19 protein-coding genes are annotated in these 18,034 nt (G+C 68.6%); 7 read left to right on the top strand and 12 right to left on the bottom strand.

Features of this window, described 5'->3' with window-relative positions:
- Positions 1-409: 409 nt before the first annotated feature.
- Positions 410-892 carry a DUF4446 family protein gene (locus tag ACQPYH_RS01170; protein ID WP_432885304.1) on the bottom strand — a complete coding sequence of 161 codons (483 nt, stop codon included), beginning with the start codon at positions 890-892 and terminating at the stop codon, positions 410-412.
- 112 nt (positions 893-1,004) lie between these two features.
- Between ACQPYH_RS01170 and larB the strand changes: the two genes are divergently transcribed.
- Both larB and larC read left to right on the top strand, forming a co-directional pair.
- Positions 1,005-1,721, top strand: a complete 717-nt coding sequence (gene larB / locus ACQPYH_RS01165; protein WP_432885301.1) for a nickel pincer cofactor biosynthesis protein LarB — start codon at positions 1,005-1,007, stop codon at positions 1,719-1,721.
- Positions 1,721-3,181 carry a nickel pincer cofactor biosynthesis protein LarC gene (gene larC, locus ACQPYH_RS01160; RefSeq protein ID WP_432885298.1) on the top strand — a complete coding sequence of 487 codons (1,461 nt, stop codon included), beginning with the start codon at positions 1,721-1,723 and terminating at the stop codon, positions 3,179-3,181. The genes larB and larC overlap by 1 nt, the downstream gene beginning before the upstream one ends.
- A 6-nt stretch (positions 3,182-3,187) precedes the next feature.
- Here larC and ACQPYH_RS01155 read toward each other — a convergent pair whose 3' ends face one another.
- Both ACQPYH_RS01155 and ACQPYH_RS01150 read right to left on the bottom strand, forming a co-directional pair.
- Entirely contained in the window at positions 3,188-4,732 is a 1,545-nt protein-coding gene (locus tag ACQPYH_RS01155) for a DUF2029 domain-containing protein (RefSeq protein ID WP_432885295.1), read from the bottom strand.
- A complete protein-coding gene (locus tag ACQPYH_RS01150; protein WP_432885293.1) occupies positions 4,729-5,520 on the bottom strand; it encodes a glycosyltransferase family 2 protein in 792 nt (263 codons plus the stop codon). The genes ACQPYH_RS01155 and ACQPYH_RS01150 overlap by 4 nt, the downstream gene beginning before the upstream one ends.
- A 197-nt stretch (positions 5,521-5,717) precedes the next feature.
- On the opposite strand from ACQPYH_RS01150, the gene ACQPYH_RS01145 reads away from it, so the two are divergent.
- Together ACQPYH_RS01145 and ACQPYH_RS01140 are read left to right on the top strand one after the other, a co-directional pair.
- Entirely contained in the window at positions 5,718-6,308 is a 591-nt protein-coding gene (locus ACQPYH_RS01145) for a dihydrofolate reductase family protein (RefSeq protein ID WP_432885290.1), read from the top strand.
- A gap of 87 nt (positions 6,309-6,395) precedes the next feature.
- The gene (locus ACQPYH_RS01140; protein WP_432885287.1) at positions 6,396-7,613 is read left to right on the top strand and encodes an arginine deiminase; all 1,218 of its coding nucleotides are present in this window, start codon (positions 6,396-6,398) and stop codon (positions 7,611-7,613) included.
- A gap of 232 nt (positions 7,614-7,845) precedes the next feature.
- Here the strand turns inward: ACQPYH_RS01140 and ACQPYH_RS01135 are convergent, their stop codons facing one another.
- The 3 genes from ACQPYH_RS01135 to ACQPYH_RS01125 all read right to left on the bottom strand — a co-directional run bounded on the left by ACQPYH_RS01135 (position 7,846) and on the right by ACQPYH_RS01125 (position 10,333).
- The gene (locus tag ACQPYH_RS01135) at positions 7,846-8,814 is read right to left on the bottom strand and encodes a DUF5926 family protein (protein WP_432885284.1); all 969 of its coding nucleotides are present in this window, start codon (positions 8,812-8,814) and stop codon (positions 7,846-7,848) included.
- A 37-nt stretch (positions 8,815-8,851) separates the two neighbouring features.
- Positions 8,852-9,268 (bottom strand): ATP-binding protein, encoded by a 417-nt coding sequence (locus tag ACQPYH_RS01130; RefSeq protein ID WP_130445631.1) that lies wholly within the window; start codon positions 9,266-9,268, stop codon positions 8,852-8,854.
- 240 nt (positions 9,269-9,508) lie between these two features.
- Complete coding sequence (locus ACQPYH_RS01125) at positions 9,509-10,333, bottom strand: glycerophosphodiester phosphodiesterase (protein ID WP_432885281.1); 825 nt, start codon at positions 10,331-10,333, stop codon at positions 9,509-9,511.
- Between the two features lie 39 nt (positions 10,334-10,372).
- Between ACQPYH_RS01125 and ACQPYH_RS01120 the strand changes: the two genes are divergently transcribed.
- Positions 10,373-11,350 (top strand): zinc-binding alcohol dehydrogenase family protein, encoded by a 978-nt coding sequence (locus ACQPYH_RS01120; protein ID WP_432885279.1) that lies wholly within the window; start codon positions 10,373-10,375, stop codon positions 11,348-11,350.
- 171 nt (positions 11,351-11,521) lie between these two features.
- On the opposite strand, the gene ACQPYH_RS01115 is transcribed toward ACQPYH_RS01120, so the two are convergent.
- Genes ACQPYH_RS01115 through ACQPYH_RS01095 form a run of 5 tightly spaced genes read right to left on the bottom strand, consistent with a single transcriptional unit; the run spans position 11,522 to position 15,968 of the window.
- Positions 11,522-12,859 (bottom strand): LLM class flavin-dependent oxidoreductase, encoded by a 1,338-nt coding sequence (locus ACQPYH_RS01115; protein WP_432885276.1) that lies wholly within the window; start codon positions 12,857-12,859, stop codon positions 11,522-11,524.
- Positions 12,856-13,569, bottom strand: a complete 714-nt coding sequence (locus ACQPYH_RS01110) for an ABC transporter ATP-binding protein (RefSeq protein ID WP_432885273.1) — start codon at positions 13,567-13,569, stop codon at positions 12,856-12,858. Before ACQPYH_RS01110 ends, ACQPYH_RS01115 begins: the two co-directional genes overlap by 4 nt.
- Positions 13,545-14,384, bottom strand: a complete 840-nt coding sequence (locus ACQPYH_RS01105; RefSeq protein ID WP_432885270.1) for an ABC transporter permease — start codon at positions 14,382-14,384, stop codon at positions 13,545-13,547. The genes ACQPYH_RS01110 and ACQPYH_RS01105 overlap by 25 nt, the downstream gene beginning before the upstream one ends.
- Entirely contained in the window at positions 14,381-15,424 is a 1,044-nt protein-coding gene (locus ACQPYH_RS01100; protein WP_432885268.1) for an ABC transporter substrate-binding protein, read from the bottom strand. The genes ACQPYH_RS01105 and ACQPYH_RS01100 overlap by 4 nt, the downstream gene beginning before the upstream one ends.
- The gene (locus ACQPYH_RS01095) at positions 15,417-15,968 is read right to left on the bottom strand and encodes a flavin reductase family protein (RefSeq protein WP_432885265.1); all 552 of its coding nucleotides are present in this window, start codon (positions 15,966-15,968) and stop codon (positions 15,417-15,419) included. The genes ACQPYH_RS01100 and ACQPYH_RS01095 overlap by 8 nt, the downstream gene beginning before the upstream one ends.
- A gap of 234 nt (positions 15,969-16,202) precedes the next feature.
- Here ACQPYH_RS01095 and ACQPYH_RS01090 point away from each other — a divergent pair, with 234 nt between their 5' ends.
- Positions 16,203-16,697 carry an RNA polymerase sigma factor gene (locus tag ACQPYH_RS01090; protein ID WP_432885262.1) on the top strand — a complete coding sequence of 165 codons (495 nt, stop codon included), beginning with the start codon at positions 16,203-16,205 and terminating at the stop codon, positions 16,695-16,697.
- The gene (locus ACQPYH_RS01085; RefSeq protein ID WP_432885259.1) at positions 16,690-17,256 is read left to right on the top strand and encodes a methylated-DNA--[protein]-cysteine S-methyltransferase; all 567 of its coding nucleotides are present in this window, start codon (positions 16,690-16,692) and stop codon (positions 17,254-17,256) included. The genes ACQPYH_RS01090 and ACQPYH_RS01085 overlap by 8 nt, the downstream gene beginning before the upstream one ends.
- Before the next feature lie 89 nt (positions 17,257-17,345).
- Here ACQPYH_RS01085 and ACQPYH_RS01080 read toward each other — a convergent pair whose 3' ends face one another.
- On the bottom strand, positions 17,346-18,029 hold the full coding sequence (locus ACQPYH_RS01080; protein WP_432885257.1) for a class I SAM-dependent methyltransferase: 684 nt from the start codon (positions 18,027-18,029) through the stop codon (positions 17,346-17,348).
- Positions 18,030-18,034: the final 5 nt, after the last annotated feature.

Below are 18,034 nucleotides of genomic sequence, written 5' to 3'. Positions count from 1 at the left end.
GCACCTCGTCACACGAGGGCGGCAGCCCGCACACCCGGCGAGAGCCGGAACAACCGGCGACAGCCGCAGACCGCGGCGGCAGCAGGGTGGGCGGGTTGCGCGCGAAGCGGCCGCGCCGAGGAGCACAGCGACGAGAGGCGGCTGCGAAGCACGCGGGGGATCACGCTCCGCGGCCGCACGTCGGCTCCGGCACGACAACCAGCTAGCAGTCACACGAGGGCGGCAGCCCGCAACCCGGCGATAGCCGGAAGACCGGCGACAGCCGGAGACCGCGGCGGCAGCCCGCAGATCCCGGCGACAGCCGGAAGGGAATCACCGGCGGCAGCCGGGGGGTGGGCGGGTTGCGCGCGAAGCAGACGCGCCGAGGAGCGCAGCGACGAGAGGCGGCTGCGAAGCACGTGGGGGGCTTTCAGTTCACCGTGGGGCCGGCTTCTTTGTGGAGGGTGTCTATTGCTTCTTCTTCTTCCGGCGAGAGTTTGGATTCGCTGGCGAAGGACTTGATTTCTTTGGCGTACGTGCGGGCGTCGGCCCGGCTGTTGATCGACGTCAGCACGACGCCGTCGCCGTTGTTGTCCAGGATCGCCATTGACCACGACAGCTTGCCGCCGGTTTCGCCGAAGGCGTCGTACCGGACGACGGCCAGGTGCTGCAAGGTCTCTTTCAGTTCGCCGCGGGTGACGGCCAACTCCTTGCCGAGTTTGCGCAGTTCGGACTTCACCGTGCCGGGTTTGGGCTCGGGTTCGGCCTGCGGTTCGGGCTCCGGGAGGGCGACCGGTGTGGACTTGTCCGACGTGACGGTTCGGGCCCGGAGGGCCTGGATTGCGAAGACCAGGGCAAGCACCGCCACGAACAGGGCGGCGACCCCGAAGGCACCGGCTAACGTCGAAGACACGCACGAGAGCCTAAGGCATCAGGTGTTATGCCTGAGTATTCAGGCGATCGCACAGCGTGTGCGAGCCGGGACGGATGCGGTACCTCGGGCCGGGGCAACGTAGATTCGCGGGGTGACACATTTGCCTGATCAGGGCCCACAACCTGGCGTCCACGACCTCGGATATGCCCGCCTCGACACGGACCGGTTGGAGCGTACCGGCGACGCCGAAGTCGTTTACGGAGCCGGTAAGACGCCGTCTCAGGTGGTGGAACTGCTCCGCACACTGCACGCCACGCACCCCGGACACGCCGTTCTCGCGACCCGGCTGACCGATGAGGCACAGGAGGCGGTGACTGCTGCGCTGCCGGAAGCTGTGGTGGATCCGGTCGGGCGTACGGCGGTGCTGGGCGAGCCCGGCGTACTGCGCGGAACGGTCGCCGTGGTGGCTGCTGGTACGTCGGATGCGCCGGTTGCGGCTGAGGCGGCGACGACTGCTCGGGTGTTCGGCGCTCACGTGGACGTGATCACGGACGTTGGTGTGGCGGGGCTGCACCGGGTGCTCGGCGTGCGGGAGCGGCTCGATGCTGCGGACTGCTTGATCGTCGTGGCCGGCATGGAGGGGGCGCTGCCTAGCGTGGTCGGCGGGCTGGTCGGCGTACCGCTGGTGGCTGTGCCGACGTCGGTCGGGTACGGCGCTTCGTTCGGCGGGCTGGCTGCGCTGCTCGGGATGCTGAACTCGTGTGCGCCCGGGGTGTCGGTTGTGAACATCGACAACGGGTTCGGGGCCGGGGTGTTCGCGGCTCGGGTCGCTCGTCAGTCCGTTCCGCGCGAAACGAAGGAAGCCTGATGCGCATCGCTTGGATCGATTGCTCGGCTGGTGCGTCCGGGGACATGCTCCTCGGCGCGTTCATCGCGGCCGGCGCGGACCTGAAGGCGGTGAACGCGGCCGTCGCCGCCGTCGACCCGTCGTTGTCCGTCACCGTCAAGCAGACGGCCCGCCACCAGATAGCCGCCACCAAAGCAACCGTCCAGGTCAACGGCGAGCCTCACCCGGAGAACATTCCAGACACTGGGGATGGGCACGGGCAGGTCGATGGCGCCGGGCAGTTCGACGGGCACGAGTACGCCGGCGGCGCAGAGGCGGGGGTCGGGCACGCAGACGTGACTGGGGACGGCCAGACCGATGGCGCCGGGCACGGGCACGACGATGGCGCCGGGCATGGGCACGACGATGGCGCCGGGCATGGGCACGGACACGGGCACGGGCATGACGCCGGGGATGGGCATGGACACGGACACGGGCATGACGCCGGGGACGGGCACGAGCACTCCGGGCCGACGCGGGCTTGGGCTGATGTTCGGCGGTTGCTCGAGGAGGCGGAGCTCAGTGATGCGGTGCGGAAGCGGGCTCTCGACACGTTCGCTCGGCTTGCTCGGGCTGAGGCTGCGGCGCACGGCGTGGAGCCGGACACCGTGCACTTTCACGAGGTCGGCGCGCTGGATGCGATCGCGGACATCGTCGGCGTAGCTGCGGCGTCTGTCTCGCTGGATCTCGACCGGATTGTGGTGTCGACGGTCGTGCTGGGCGGAGGGCGGCAGGTTCGCGGGCAACACGGCGGGATCCCGATCCCCGGCCCGGCGGTCCTCGCGATCCTGTCCGAAGCACAGGCACCCGTCACCGGCGGCACAGCGCCGTACGAGATGACCACGCCGACCGGCGCCGCCTTGCTGGCCAGCCTTGCGAACGAGTACGGCACCCTCCCGCCGATGCGGATCCAGCACACCGGCGTCGGCGCCGGCGGCCGCGACCCGGTGGAGGTGCCGAACATCCTGCGCGTCGTGCTCGGCGAATCGACCGAGAGTTCGGCGACCGAGCTCGTCTACGAAACGAACGTCGACGACCTCGACCCACGGATCTGGCCGCAGGTCCTCGCCCGGCTGATGGAAGCGGGAGCGGCCGACGCGTGGCTGACCCCGATCCTGATGAAGAAGGGCCGCCCGGCGCACACGCTCTCGGTCCTCGTCGGCAGCGCGAAGGCCGAGACGGTCCGGGCGGTGATCCTGTCCGAGACGTCAGCGATCGGCCTGCGCGAGTTCGGCATCCGCAAGCACGCCGCGGACCGCGAGTTCACCACGGTCGACGTCGAGGGCCAGCGCATTCACGTCAAGATCGCGCGGTACGGCGGTCAGGTGGTCAACGTCCAACCGGAGTACGACGACGTCGCGGCCGCCGCGAACGCCCTGAAGAAGCCGGTCAAGACCGTACTCGCCAAGGCCGTCGCGGCAGGCCACGACCTCTGGAACTAAAGCGAACTACACCGCTTCGGCCTTCTGCGGAACGGCTTTCTGTTTGCGGCGCGGCCAGTCGTACGGCCACCACTGCGCACCACTGCGCCGCGCCCAGACGATCAACCCGATCAGCACGGCCAGCTCGATCGCGGGGCAGAGAGTGTCCCGCAGTCGAGCGCTGAAGAACTCGAGCGAGTCCGACAGGCTCGCTGCGACCTGTCGCGCGTTCGGATCGCGGCCCGGCACGTACGCGATGGCGAGCATCGTCGTACGAACAACCATCAGCCCGTCCACCTTCGACGCGGCGACCGCGGCGAGGGCGACCCAGGCGATCACGTCGTACCAGGGCAGTGAGTACATCGCGGTGAGGACCCACGCGATCGCGTAGATCGCGGTGTACCGGATCGCGGCCGGTGTCGGGTCGTCGGGATGCGTCTGCGGGACCAGCGACTTCGGGAACACCTGCGTCAGCAGGATCGCGACCATGATGAGGCCGACCCACGCGAGGATGGCCAGAACGGTGCGCACCAACCCGTTCGGCAGGAACAGGGTGAAGAAGCTCAGCAGCACCTTGTGCGGCGTACCGGTCGAGATGAACGACGTCTGCGAGCGCGCCTGCTGGAACGCTTGCAGTCCGACGATCGCGTACAGACCGCCCATCGCGATCACGCCGCCGCCGCAGAAGAACGCGGCCTTCCGCCGATCCGCGCGCAGCGCCCACAACATGGCGACGCCGACCAGGCCGATCGACAGCTTGGTGCAGCCCGCGACGCCGATCAGGATGCCTGCCAGGAACACGTGCCGCCGGAACAGCACCAGCGCGATCACCGCGAACATCACCGCGATCGCGTCGTTGTGGGCGCCGGCCAGCACCGACCACAGGATCAGCGGGTTCGCGAGGCCGAGCATGATCACGCGCCGCCGGGCCGGCAGATCCTTGCCGACCAGCTTGACCAGCAGCAGACCGGTGACCACCAGGCTGATCCCGACCGACAACTGCAGCATCCACACGGTGAGCTGCGCGGAGTTGCCGCCGATCAGCGACGACAGCCACTGGATCCAGGTCGCGATCGGGCCGTACACACTGCGGGCGCCCTGCCACGGCCGCTCGGTCGCGGCGATGACCGGGTCGTACCCGAGCCGGATCGTGTCCGCCGGCGAGGCCGTGTACGGGTCGCCGCCGAGCGCCATGATCCGCCCGTACGCCGCGTAGATCAGCACGTCGCCGGAAGCCATGGGTGGCACCAACGTGATGGCCGCCGTCGTACCGATGCCCAAGGCAATCAAGCGGTCGACACGCGGGGCCCAACCGTGCCGAAGCGCCTTGGTAGCAAGGAAAACGCCGTACCCGCCGAGCGCGATCGCAACGTAGATCATCACCGACACGAGCCAGTCGTTGGCGTGCGCGTCGAACCAGTACGACGGGAGCCACGGGTGCCGGCCGGTCAGCGTGAGCACGACCACGGACGGTCCGAGCAGGCCGACCGCGACGACCAGCGCCGTACAGACGAGGTAGAGAGCGACGGCCCGGCGACCGTACTTCCGGCCGAGCTGGAGATCAGTGCTCATTGCGCGGACTTCCGCGGGAAGAGACTGCGGAGCGACGGGCCACCACCGTCCGCGGGGAGCGCACTGCGTGCGGCGAGCGCGCGCCGGACGTGCAGGTACTGCTTCGCGCGGTGCAGTTGACCGCGCAGATCAGTCCCGGTCGCCCGGTGGCTAACGTCGATCGGCACTTCGAGAATGCGGAAGCCCTTCCGACCGAGGTCGATCGTCAGCGCGGTCTCGACCCCGAACCCGGCAGCCAGCGGTACGGCGGAGTCGAACGCGGCGCGCGTCAAACACCGCTGCCCGGACAACGGCTGCTCCGGGGCCCAGCCGGTCGCCTCCTCGATCCCGGCGCGCGAGAGCCGTACGACGAAGCCGTGGCCGCCGGCCTTGGTCCCGTCGGCTCGCACCTGCGCGGGCAACGTGCCGATGGTCATGTCCGCGCGGCCGGTCTGCACCGGCTCGATCAGCGGACCCGCACCGGAAGCGGTGTCGGTCAGGTCGGCGTCGAGGAACAGCAGGTGGCGCGCGCGGGCACCGTCGCGCTCGGCGACCGCGGCCGCGCCGGTCTCCATCGCGGCGGCCTTGCCCCGGTTGCGCTCGTGGCGGACCACGACGGCACCGGCGCGCTCGGCAGCCTCCGCCGTACCGTCCGTGGAGCCGTCGTCGACGACCACGACCAGGTCCACCCCGATGATCTTGTGCACCGCGTCGACGGTCGCCGCGATCCGGTCGGCCTCGTCCTTCGCCGGGATCACACAGGCGACGGCACGCTCGAACGGCTCGGGGGAAAGATCTTGACCGGACACAGCACCGCAGCCTAGTTCCTCTCCAGCCGATCGACCTCGTCAGCGTCGGTCGGCTGTGGATATTCGTCCTTTCGTACGACATGCGGGTCAGCCAGGCGGCTGCCGATATCAGCCAGGTGGCAGATGTTCCGGGGTTGCTGCGGCGGCAGGATTTCTGGTGTCAGGCACACCGAAGCGCAACCGGAAGAGGTACCGAAATGACCCGCACAGTGACCGCCAACATCTCGCTCTCGCTCGACGGACGGGTGAACGGCGCAGGCGGCGACTACGACATGAGCTGGATCGTCCCCCACGCGATCACCGAGGGTGCCCGCGACCACATGATCCGGGTGACCGAGCCTGCCACGACGGCACTGCTCGGCCGCAAGAACTACCAGGGCTTCGGCGGCTTCTGGCCGGCGGTGGCCGATGACGAGAACGCGGCGCCGCAGGACCGGGCCTTCTCGCGCTGGCTGAACGAGACCGAGAAGGTGGTCTTCTCCACGACGATGACCGAGACGCCGTGGCAGAACTCCCGGATCGCCGACGGCGAGCCCGCGGATGTGGTCAAGGAACTCCGCGCCCAGGAGGGCGGCGACATCATCGTCCTGGCCAGCACGAGCGTGATCCGGGCGCTCCTGGCCGCCGACGAGGTGGACCGGCTGAGCATCACCCTCGATCCCGAGCTGGTCGGCGGCGGCGCGCGACTCTTCGAGGACGGCCTACCCGCCACCTCCTGGAAGCTGACCGACTCCACCCCCACCGAGTCCGGCGCCTTCTGCCTCCTCTACGACCGAGTTCGCTCCTGAGCCCGTCCGAGGATATTGTCGGACAATCAGACAGATTGAGTGGACTGCCGTAGCGTGGTGAGCCACAACGGAGTGAAGGGGCGGGCGATGACTGAGGCGCAGCGGGACAGCGGCAAGGCGTACGGCGTCGACAGTGAGGTCGGCGCGCTCCGGACCGTGATGCTGCACCGCCCCGGGAACGAGCTCCGCCGGCTCACCCCGCGGAACAACGACAAGCTCCTGTTCGACGGCATCCCCTGGGTCGGCCGGGCCCAGGATGAGCATGACGCCTTCGCCCAGGCGCTCCGGGACCGCGACGTCGAGGTGCTGTACCTCGGCGAGCTGCTGACCGAATCCCTCACCGATCCGGCAGCCCGGGCGCAGGCGGTCACCGGTGCGACCGAGGACCTGCGGCTCGGCGACACCCTGCGCGACTACCTGCAGGCATCCCTCGGCGAGCTCGATCCGGCCGGGCTGGCCGAGGCGCTGATGGCCGGTGTACGGAACGACGAGGTCCGGGCGGGCGGGCTCGTGACGTCGTTGCTCGCGCACGAGGACTTCCTGATCGACCCGCTGCCGAACCTGCTCTTCACCCGTGACTCGAGCGTCTGGATCCGGGACACGGTGGCGGTCACGTCGCTGGCGATGCCGGCCCGGATGCGCGAGACGCAGCTGACCGAGCTGATCTACACGTTCCACCCGCGGTTCGCCGGCGTGGACAAGGTGTACGACCACCAGCTGGAGCATGTCGAGGGCGGTGACGTGCTCGCGCTCGGTCCCGGCGTACTCGCGGTCGGGGTCGGGGAGCGGACCACGCCTGCCGGGGTGGAGCGGCTGGCGCGACGGGTGTTCTCGAAGGACCTGGCGCACACGGTTCTCGCCGTACCGATTGCTCAGCAGCGCGCCACGATGCACCTCGACACCGTGTGCACGATGGTCGACACGGACGCCGTGCTGATGTACCCGAACATGGCCGAGGAGATGCGGGCGCTCGCTGTCACCATCGACGGCGACCAGCTGCACATCGCGGAGCCCGAGCCGTTCCTGGTTGCGGCCGCGAAGGCGCTAGGTATCGACACGCTCCGACGGATCGACACAGGCCTCGACCCTGTGACAGCCGAGCGGGAGCAGTGGGACGACGGGAACAACACTCTCGCCCTCGCGCCGCGGGTCTGCATCGCGTACGAGCGGACCGTCGAGACCAATGCGCGCCTCGAGGAGTCCGGGATCGAGGTCATCCGGATCTCCGGCTCAGAACTCGGCTCCGGCCGCGGTGGACCCCGGTGCATGTCGTGCCCCGTACTCCGGGCGCCGATGACCGCCTGAGCGCTCGCTCCGACCGTCACGTGAGCCCTACGACACGCGGAGTGAGATCGGGGGTTGTGGCGGAGGACCTTCGTGAGTACTCTTCCTGTCTAGGCCCAGGCCCTGTTGCTCCCCCGTCAGCAGGACTTGGGCCGTCCACGTTCCTAGGCCCAGAATCACTATCCCGGCCTAGGCCACTGTAACTAAACGAAACGCCCGGCTGAAGGACTCAGCCGGGCGTTCGTCGTTTCGGTCAGCGAATGGTGAGCTGGCGGCTGGCAAGGCCGGCTCGGGCGGCCCGCTCCTCGGTGGTGAGCGGCGCCTCGGTGGCCAGCGCCTTCTCGAGCGCGGTGGCGAAGTCGGCCGCCGGCTTCTCGACCTCGGCGGCCTCGGTGCCGGCCGGGAGCTCCCAGACAGGTGCGAGTACGCCGAGGGCACGGAACGAGCCGATCAACCGGCTGCCGTCGATCAGCGCGGACGACCCGGCCGCGTGCAAGCGGGCCAGCGCGTCGAGCAGGGTGTCCTCGGTGTGCGGCATGACCCAGCGCAGGTAGATGCGGTCGCCGATCTGCGTCCAGTACGCCGCGTCGACCGATTCCAGCCGGACCGTCGGAGCTGCCGCCGCGTTCGCACGCTCCAGGCCGGCGGCGACCTCACCGGTCGGGTCCTCGACGTTCTCGCCGACCCAGTAGTCGAAGCCCTCGTGGACCTTGACCTCGAGCGGCTTCGAGGTGTCGATCAGGTCCTGCAGCCGCGGGCCGTCCTTCATCAGGTCGCCGACCTGGATCGGGTTGCCCGGCTCGGTGTGCAGCGCGGCGGTGATCGCGTGCCCGAGGTCGCGGCTAGGGTCGCCCGACGACGCGTGCGTCTGCAGGCCGATCCAGATCGTCTCGTCGTCGCGCACCAGGCCCGGCATCGCCATCGGGAGCAGCGTGACGAGGTTGATCGTCTTGCCCGCGTTGTCGCCGGTCAGCTCGACCTCGACGGTGCCCGACGGGACGATCTCGCGGAACGCGATCAGGTCACACTCGGCCGGCAGGCCCTCGAACGGCCGCACGATGAACGCGTCCGCTGCCTGCGCCCGCTCCTTGCCGTGGCATTGCTTGAACCGCTTGCCCGAACCACAGGGGCAGGGCTCCCTCAGACCGACGTCGACGAGGTCGGCCGGATCGAGGGTGACGGTCGTCGTGTTCTTAGCGCGCTGCCGCGACTTCTTTCCCATCCCCGCAGTCTTGCAGCCCGGAGCAGGGAAGAGCGAACTAGCTCGGGACGATTGCGTGCACCGTTCGGTGGTGAGCCGCCGTACGAACGTCCCAGCCGGAGGTCAGCATGTCGACGATCGCCAGCCCGCGGCCTCCGACCGACTCGGGGTGGGTGTCGTTGATCCGCTGCGGCTCGGTGTCCCCACGACCGTCGGTGACCTCGACATGGATCCCGGCCCGGTCGATCCACCAGGCCGCACGTACCTCACCGGCCGGCAACGGCGGTGCGTACCGGATCGCGTTCGACAGCAGCTCCGAGAGCACCAATTGCGCATCGTCACAAGCGGAATCGGTGATCCGGTAGCGCTTCAGGTAGGCGGCCAGACGGCGACGGGCGTCCGCTACCGCGGACACTTCATGCGGCAGTACGACGTCCACGACGCTAACGTCGGCGGGCAGGGTCGCAGAGGACAAGCAGGGTCTCCTCGATGATCGGTTCAGCCACAGGAACATCTGCCCACGATCGGGCCCTGGAAAACCACCGCAGGTATTCCGTTACATAGGGCATCGGAGATCGCGCCTAAATCCGAAGAAACCGTAACGAAATCGACGGAATTGAACGTTGCAATAACCGCCCGCATTCGTCTCACTACGTATCCAGACCACGTGACACATGACACACGAAATCGTTCGCAAGTGTCACAAACCAAGTGGTCAGGTACGACGTCCTACCTCTTCCGGCGGTTCCGCCAGAACCCTCAGCGCGACGTCCGGGCGGTCGCTGATCACCACGTCGACGCCGATCTCGCGGCAGCGGCGCAGGTCCTCCTCGGCGTTCACCGTCCACACGTGGACCTGGTGCCCGTGCTTCTGCGCGCGATCGACGTACTCCGGGTGCGCGGTGACGATCTCCAGGCTCGGGCCGGCGTACGAGACCCCGGTCGGCAGTGAGCCGTCGCGGAAACGGAGCGGGATGCGGTCCATCAGCAGGACGGTGCGCAGGCCGGGCGCCGCCGTACGCATCCGGCGGAGGGACAGCCAGGAGAAGCTCATCACCCGGACCGGCGACTCCGAACCGATTTTCGGACGGGCCCAGCCGTAGCGGTCGAGCGCCTCGATCAGGCGGCGTTCGACGAGTCCGGCGTACCGGGTCGGGTGCTTGGTCTCGATCGCCAGCTCGACCGGACGGCCGGCGTCCCGGACGGTCGCGAGCAGCGTGTCGAGGGTGAGCACCTTCCGTACGTCGAGACCGGGTAGCTCGGCCTCCTCGTCGAGGTCGGCCCACGGGCGCTTCCACGAACCCCAGTCGTACGACTCGAGCTCTTCGAGGCTCATCGTGGACAGCACGCCGCGGCCGTTCGACGTGCGGTCGATCCGACGGTCGTGGACGCAGACGAGATGCCCGTCGGCCGTCAGCCGGACATCGCACTCGAGCCCGTCTGCGCCGACCTCGATCGCCCGCCGGTACGCCGCGAGGGTGTGTTCCGGATCGACTTCACTGGCGCCGCGATGAGCCACGACGCGCGGGAGCTTCCGCATGAAGGAAACTCTTTCACACGGTGCGCAAGGATTGGCGGCATGGACATGCGGGCGGTTGTGCTGGAGGGGCCGGTCGAGCCGGAGGAGATGCGGGTACGACGGGTCCCGGTGCCGGAGCCGCGGGCCGGGTGGGTGCGGATCAAGGTGGAGGCGTTCGGGCTGAACCGGTCGGAGTACCACCTCCGCGCGGGCTTCGCGACGAACGCGCACTTCCCGGTCATCCCCGGGATCGAGGCGGCCGGGACGGTCGACGCGGCGCCGGGCGGCGAGTTCGCGGTGGGGCAGCAGGTGGTCGCGATGATGGGCGGGATGGGGCGCGAGTACGACGGCGGATATGCGGAGTACACGGTCGTACCGGCGTCGTCGGTCATCCCGGTGACGACCGACCTCGACTGGGCGACGCTCGGCGCACTGCCGGAGATGCTGCAGACCGCCCATGGGTCGCTCTACGCGGGTCTCGCGATCGAGCCGGGGCAGTCGTTGCTGGTTCGCGGCGGTACGTCGTCCGTGGGCGTCGCGGCCGCCGTACTGGCGAAGGAACACGGGCTGACGGTCTTCTCGACGACGCGGAATCCTGACCGGCTGGATGTTCTTCGTGAGCTCGGTGTCGATCATCCGATCGTTGACGACGGCAACGTCGCGGAAAAGGTGCGGGAGATTCTCCCGGACGGTGTTCACGCGGCACTCGAACTCGTCGGCACGAATGTCCTGCCGGACACCCTGAAAGCGACCGCGATCCACGGCACGGTGTGTTTCACCGGAATGCTCAGCGACAACTGGACGATCCCGGACTTCTACCCGATGGACTACATCCCGAACGGCGTCCGCCTGACCGCGTACGGCGGCGAAAGCTCCGACCTCCCGACGGCCGCCTTCCAGCGGTACGCCGACCTCGTCGCCGCCGGCAAACTCCCGATCCGGATCGACCGGGTCTTCACGATGGACGAGATCGGCGAAGCCCACCGCATCATGCAAGACGGCACGGCCGTCGGAAAGCTCGTCGTCCGAGTCGCCTGACCCGGCCCCGTCTGGTGGGCATACCCACCAGACGGGGGGTTGGCGCACGAGAATCCGGTTGGCCAACCAACGGTCCGGTGGGTGTACCCACCAGACGTGACGGGGGCGGGGCGGGGTGGGGTGGGGCGCTGAGCGGGGTGTGGCGGGGTGCTGAGCGGTCTCGATGGGCGATCAGGCGGTCGCCTCCGCCAGAGCCGCCGTACGACCGGCCGGCCGCGGCAGGCCGTAGTGGTCGCGGAGGGTCGTGCCGGTGTAGTCGGTGCGGAAGAGGCCTCGGGATTGGAGGATTGGGATTACCTCGTCTACGAAGGTCTCGAGGCCGGACGGGAGGACCGGCGGCATGATGTTGAAGCCGTCGGCGGCGCCTGCCTCGAACCAGTGCTGGATCGCGTCTGCGACCTGCTCTGGCGTACCGGTGAAGGTCCGATGGCCGCGGCCACCGCCCAGGCGGCCGATTAGTTCGCGGACAGTGAGTTTCTCGCGGCGGGCCAGCGTGACGATGAGCGTGTAGCGGCTCTTCGCGCCTTCGATCTCGTCCTCGTCCGGTAGATCCGCGGGTAGCTGCTGGTCGAATGGCAGGTCCTCGGGCGACACCTTGAGTGTCTTCGCCAACTGCAGCCGCGCGTACTCAGGCCGGATCAAGGAATCCAGCTGATGCTCCAGCCGCTCGGCCTCGGCGACCGTCGACCCGATCACCGGCACGATCCCGGGCAGGATCTTCACCTCCGACGGATCCCGCCCGAGAGCGGCCGTGCGCGCCTTCAGATCGCGGTAGAAGTCCTGCGCGTCCTCCAGCGTCTGCTGCGCGGTGAACACCGCCTCGGCGTACCGCGCCGCGAGACCCTTCCCGTCCTCGGAAGACCCGGCCTGCACGATCAGCGGATGCCCCTGCGGCGACCGCGGCAGGTTGAGCGGCCCACGGACCTGGAAGTGCCGTCCGACGTGGTCGATCGGCTGGACGCGGTCCTGCACCGCCCACACACCGGAGGACTTGTCCGCGATCGCCGCGTCGTCCTGCCACGAGTCCCACAGCTTGTACGCGACCTCGAGGAACTCCGCCGCCCGCTCGTACCGCTCCGCATGCGCCGGCTGGTCCGCGAGGTTGAAGTTGAGCGCCGCATCCGGACCGGCCGTCGTCACCACGTTCCAGCCCGCGCGCCCACCACTCACGTGATCAACGCTGGCGAACCGCCGAGCCAGGTTGTACGGCTCGTTGTACGTCGTCGACGCCGTCGCGATGAGCCCGATCCGCGACGTCACGGCCGCGATCGCGGTCAGCAGCACCGTCGGCTCCAGCGAACCGGCCGGCCGCCGCCCGACCGTACCGAACAGGACGGGCGAGTCGGCGAAGAAGATCGAGTCGAACTTCCCCCGCTCCGCCAGCTGCGCCAGAGCCTGGTAGTGCGCCACCGACGTGTTCGCGAACGGATCACTCTCCGGCAGCCGCCACGACGCCTCGTGGTGCCCGGTGCTCATCAGGAACGCGTTCAGATGCAGCTGTCTGGTCATACCGAAACTCCCAAGGCATCGAGAAGCCGCGACCGGACCGCGGCGAATCCTGGATCGGCCGCACTCCGCGGCACGGGCAACGAGATCGTCTCCTCGGCGACGATCCGGCCGGCATCGAGCACGATCACCCGATCGGCCAGCACGATCGCCTCGTCGACGTCGTGTGTGACCAGCAGTACGGCGGGCTGGTGCGCCGCGCACAACTTCCGCAGCAACACGTGCATCTTCAACCGGGTCAGCGCGTCCAGCGCCCCGAACGGCTCATCCGCGAGGAGCAGTTCCGGCTCTCGCACCAACGATCGCGCCAAAGCAACGCGCTGCTGCTCGCCACCGGACAACTCGTTCGGCCAGGCCTGCTCGCGACCAGCCAGCCCGACCTCGTCCAAACTGCGCAGCCCGCGATCGAAGGCACCATTCAGACCGAGTACGACGTTGTCGAGCACCTTTGCCCACGGCAACAACCGGGAGTCCTGGAAGACCACCGAAACATTGGATGGCACGGCGAGCTCACCGGACCCGTCGACGTCGTAGTCCAACCCGGCCAACGCCCGCAACAGCGTGCTCTTTCCGGAGCCGCTCTTCCCCAGCAGGGCAACGAATTCGCCCGGTTCGATGTCCAGATCCAAGCCGTCCAGTACGGCGCGATCGTCGTACCGGCGGACCAGCTCGCGGACCTGGACCGTGCTTACGAGGCTAGCGTTCGGCGCCATGAGAGGGCCCTCCTCTGGATCAGGCGGACGACGGCGTCGGAGAGCAGGCCGAGGGCGCCGTACACGACGAGGCCGACGATGATGATGTCGGTCTGTCCGTACGTGCGGGCCAGTTCCATCATGTAGCCGATGCCGCTGGTGGAGTTGATCTGCTCGACGACGACCAGCGACAGCCACGCGCCGGTCACGGCGAACCGCAGTCCGAGCAGGAAGCCGGGCAGCGCACCCGGCAGGACCACGCGCCGGATGAACTCCCACTGGGACAGCCCGACCGTCTGCGCGAGTTCGACGTACCGGCTGTCGATCGTGCGCAGGCCGTTGTGGGTGTGGATGTAGATCGGGATGAACACCCCGAGCAGGATCGTGACGATCTTCATCGACTCGCCGATGCCCAGCCAGAGGATCAGCAGCGGCAGCAATGCCAGGGACGGAATAGCCCGCTTGATCTGGATCGGTCCGTCGAGCACGGCCTCACCAAGACGAGAAAGGCCGGAGATCAGCGCCAGTGCGACGCCGAGCACGATGCCGAGTGCGAGTCCGATCAGCGCCCGCTGAGCCGACGTCCACAGGTTCGACTGCAGCCGGCCGTCGGCGATCAGGTCAACGGCCGTCGTGACCACGGTCCACGGCGCGGACAGGACTCGTTGGTCGATCCAACCAGTGGCCGATCCGATGCTCCAGATCGCCAGCAACAGCACGGGACCAATCGCGGCCCCGAACCTGATCGGCTTCCCCGGTCCGAGCCGGCGACGCCGTACGACGGGACGCGCGGCCGCCTCGCGGGACCGCAGCCCGGGCAGGGTTGTCACGCTCATTTGGCACCTGCCTTGATCGCGTCCGCCGCGACGGTCTGGAACCGCAGGTCATACAGGTCCTTGGCCTGGATCACCTTGTTGCCGGTCTCCTTGGCGAGCAGCTCGATGGTGGCCTGCTGGCGCTGGATCGCACCGCTCCAGTCGGCGCTGATGTCTGGGTGGCCGGCGTTGTCGACCAGCCATTGACCGTCGGACTCGGTCAGGCCCTGGTTCTTCACGTAGTACCCCTGGATCCATTCCTTGGGGTGTGTGTCGATCCAGATCTGCGCGACGCCCCACGCGGCGACGTACGCACGGATCGCGGCCGCCTTGCCGCTGTCCTCGAGCGACTCCGTCGGCACATACAGGTGGCCGGCGTCGTCGCGGATCCCGTGCGGGATCGTCGTCGCGCCGTCCTTGCCGTACTTCGCCAGGTACCGCTTGATCTGCACGCCGCCGATCGGGGCGACCTCGACCTGCTTCGCGGCCAGTGCGTTCGTGTAGACGTCACCGGTGCTCGGCAGCTCGACCAACTTCACGTCGTCCTTGGTCAGGCCGGCCTTCTGCAGCACCTTGAGGATCAGCGCACCCTGCGCCTGACCGGGGCTGTAGGCGATCTTCTTGCCGCGTAGATCGGACAGCGTCTTCACCGTGGTGCCCGGCGCGATGCCCAGCTGGTAGATCGGATGGTTCAGCGGGTCCTTGCGGAACTTCGAGGCGACGATCTTCACGTGCAGGCCGGTCCAGGTCGCGTGGATCGGCGGGATCTCGGCCACCGAGCCGACGTCCAGAGCGTGCGCCCGGAACGCCTCGGTGGTCTGCGGACCGCCGCTCAGGTTCGCGAACTGCACGTACTTCGAGACCTTGTCGTACTGACCGGACAGCTTGAGCGCGACCTCGGTGGCCGGGTCGCCGACGACGATCTTCGTACCGTCGGGGACCGTGGTCGGCAGGGCGGCGTCCAGCGAGAGCTTGACGGCTCCGTCGGCGGCCGCGTTGCCGCTGCAGCCGGTGACCAGGGCGAGAAGGGCAAGGGCGGCGTACAGGCGTTTTCTAGACATGGTGGGCTTTCGCGTAGTGGCCGTCGTGGTAGAGCAGCGGCTCGTGTTCACGTCGTTCGGTGTGGGTGGCAAGGCGCGCGACGACCAGGTAGTGATCGCCGACGGCGAAGCGGTGCTCGACCTGGGCGCGCAGATAGCTCGGGGCCTCGTCGAGAACGGGCTCACCGGTGGCCAGGCGGGACCAGTTGGTCGGCTCGGCGAACCGGTCGATCCCGCTGGTCGCGAACCGGCCCGCGATCCCGTGCTGGTCGGCGGACAGGAAGTTGATCACCAGGCTGGTCGCCGTACTGACGGTCGGCCAGCTGGAGGCGCTGGTGGCGATCGCGAACGACACCAGCGGTGGCAGCAGGCTGATCGAGACCAGCGAGGTTGCGGTGAAGCCGGCCGGGCCGTGGCCGGCGTCCGCGGTGATCACGACGACGCCGGCGGCGTGGCGACGGAAGACGGAGCGGTAGACATCGGCGTCCACCACCCGCTCCACAGTGCGGTCTGGGTGGTCGGGTACGACGGACAGGGCAGGACGATGCAATGCGGGAACAGACATGTCACTCCCTTGGGAGGAAGGTGAGCGGCGAGAATTCGCCAGAGGAGACAGAGGAGCGCGTCACCGACAGGTGGCGCTCGCCGTCCGCAGCAGATCGATGACGCGACGGCGGGTGAGGAGTGTCGTCGTCATGTCAGCTATCTTCGCATCATTGTCTATCGGCTAACTAGACAATCTCGTGATCTGGACCGGCCACCCTCACACGCGGGCCGCTGCGTGCGTTCTACTGTCGTGATGACTCGGGAGAAGGTCGAGCTGCCGCCGTTCCAGGCGCTGATCGACGCGCACTGGCGGGACGTCGCCCGGCTGGCGCGGGCGATGGCCGGTCCGGTGGACGGCGACGACGCGGCGCAACGCGCCTGGGAGAAGGCGTACGCGGCGTACCCGGCGCTGACCTCGGCGAAGAACCTGCGCAGCTGGCTCCTCACCATCACGGCCCGGTGCGCGACCGACGTACACCGGGCGCGGAAGCCGCAGCGCCCGCTGGAGGACGCGCCGCCGGTGGCGGTCGAGGGCCCGGACGCGGCCGCCTGGCCGGACCCCGACCTCTGGCGGGCGGTCAACGAGCTCCCGGAGCGGCAACGCTTCGCGGTCACGCTCAAATACGTCGGCGACCTGGACCACCACGGCGTGGCCGCCGCTCTGGACACCACGCCCGCCGCATCGCGCCGGCTCGTCAGCGACGCGCTCGCGACCCTGCGCAGCAAACTCGGAGTAGATGATGACTGATCTCGAGAGCCGGCTGACCCGGCTCGCCATGCCCGACTCGAAACCACCCAGCTTTCCCGACGCCGACGTCGCCTACACGCTGCACGACACCCCGATCGGGACGATGCTGCTCGCGATCGCGCACGGCCGGGTCGTCGCCAGCTCGTTCGGCGACGAGGAGACGATGACCGCCCGCCTCGCCCGGGCCGTGTCCCCGCGCGTACTCCGGCAGGCCCGCCCGCTGGACGACGTACGGCGTCAGCTCGACGAATACCTCGCCGGCAGCCGTCAGGGCTTCGACCTTGAGGTGGATCTCGCGCTGGCGACACCGTTCCAGCGGCTCGTACTCACGGATCTGCCGACGCACACGTCGTACGGCGCGACGACGACGTACGGAACTGTTGCCGCCGACATCGACAAGCCCAAGGCGGCCCGCGCGGTCGGTACGGCGCTGGGCGCGAACCCGGTCTGCGTCGTCCTGCCGTGCCACCGGGTCGTGGGGGCGAACGGAGCCCTCACCGGGTACGCCGGCGGGCTCGACGCGAAACGATTCTTGCTGAATCTCGAAGCAAAAAGCTGAGTTTTCCGGAATTGCCCGGAACGGTTTTAGACTCGAAATAGAAGGAGCAGATCCCCAATGTGGAGTGGGGATCTGCTCCTGTTGACTTGTCAGGAAGTTGCGGGTTGGTGGATCTCGAGGATCAGCCGGCGGCGTCCGCCCCAGTCGCGTTTGTAGACCTTGTAGTCGTCGATTCCGGCGGCCGCGCAGAGGCGTCCGTAGCTGATCTCGTCGTGGATGAAGTGCACGCCGCTGCGGTTGTCGCTGAACTCGGTCGTGACGATCCGGTGCTCCGGCCCCTGCCGCATCCCGTTCGCGATCTCGGCCGCGGTCGCCGGTCCCCAGGCCGGGCCTTCGATGATCGCGATCCCGCCCGGCTTCAGCACCCGGGAGATCTCGCAGATCGTGGAGATCTGCTCGTCCTCGGCGAACAGTTCGTGGAACGCCGTCCACAGGCAGATCACCGCGTCGAACGAGTCCCACTTGTACGGCAGATCGGTCATCGAGCCGATCGCCCAGTCGATCGCGAGCTCCTCCTCGGCCGCCTTCGCCTGGCCGGCCTCGATCAGGTTCGGCGAGATGTCCAGCCCGCGGACGACCTTCCCGGCTTTGCGCAGCGGCAACGCGACCCGCCCGTACCCGCAGCACAGGTCGAGCACCGACTCCTTGCCGTCCAGCAGCTCCTCGACGGCTTTGACGATCAGCGCGTCCCGCTCAGGCGTCGTACGCGCGGCCAACCCGTCGGCCCCCAGCTCCGCGTACTCGGCCCGGCTGCGCAGTGCGGAATTCAGCATGCCGC

It is taken from the genome of Kribbella sp. CA-245084 (assembly GCF_050942355.1).
In the GTDB taxonomy this organism is placed as follows: domain Bacteria; phylum Actinomycetota; class Actinomycetes; order Propionibacteriales; family Kribbellaceae; genus Kribbella.
Note: the sequence above shows the minus strand (reverse complement) of the source record. Positions and strands in the feature narration are given on the sequence as shown.

Bases quoted from the DNA above. Each gene is read 5' to 3' on its own strand.
- ACQPYH_RS01090 (WP_432885262.1), top strand. From the start codon at position 16,203: ATGACTCGGGAGAAGGTCGAGCTGCCGCCGTTCCAGGCGCTGATCGAC.
- ACQPYH_RS01120 (WP_432885279.1), top strand. From the start codon at position 10,373: ATGGACATGCGGGCGGTTGTGCTGGAGGGGCCGGTCGAGCCGGAGGAG.
- ACQPYH_RS01085 (WP_432885259.1), top strand. From the start codon at position 16,690: ATGACTGATCTCGAGAGCCGGCTGACCCGGCTCGCCATGCCCGACTCG.
- ACQPYH_RS01110 (WP_432885273.1), bottom strand. From the start codon at position 13,569: ATGGCGCCGAACGCTAGCCTCGTAAGCACGGTCCAGGTCCGCGAGCTG.
- ACQPYH_RS01155 (WP_432885295.1), bottom strand. From the start codon at position 4,732: ATGAGCACTGATCTCCAGCTCGGCCGGAAGTACGGTCGCCGGGCCGTC.
- larC (WP_432885298.1), top strand. From the start codon at position 1,721: ATGCGCATCGCTTGGATCGATTGCTCGGCTGGTGCGTCCGGGGACATG.
- ACQPYH_RS01100 (WP_432885268.1), bottom strand. From the start codon at position 15,424: ATGTCTAGAAAACGCCTGTACGCCGCCCTTGCCCTTCTCGCCCTGGTC.
- ACQPYH_RS01115 (WP_432885276.1), bottom strand. From the start codon at position 12,859: ATGACCAGACAGCTGCATCTGAACGCGTTCCTGATGAGCACCGGGCAC.
- ACQPYH_RS01095 (WP_432885265.1), bottom strand. From the start codon at position 15,968: ATGTCTGTTCCCGCATTGCATCGTCCTGCCCTGTCCGTCGTACCCGAC.
- ACQPYH_RS01145 (WP_432885290.1), top strand. From the start codon at position 5,718: ATGACCCGCACAGTGACCGCCAACATCTCGCTCTCGCTCGACGGACGG.
- ACQPYH_RS01080 (WP_432885257.1), bottom strand. From the start codon at position 18,029: ATGCTGAATTCCGCACTGCGCAGCCGGGCCGAGTACGCGGAGCTGGGG.
- ACQPYH_RS01140 (WP_432885287.1), top strand. From the start codon at position 6,396: ATGACTGAGGCGCAGCGGGACAGCGGCAAGGCGTACGGCGTCGACAGT.
- ACQPYH_RS01135 (WP_432885284.1), bottom strand. From the start codon at position 8,814: ATGGGAAAGAAGTCGCGGCAGCGCGCTAAGAACACGACGACCGTCACC.
- ACQPYH_RS01105 (WP_432885270.1), bottom strand. From the start codon at position 14,384: ATGAGCGTGACAACCCTGCCCGGGCTGCGGTCCCGCGAGGCGGCCGCG.
- ACQPYH_RS01125 (WP_432885281.1), bottom strand. From the start codon at position 10,333: ATGCGGAAGCTCCCGCGCGTCGTGGCTCATCGCGGCGCCAGTGAAGTC.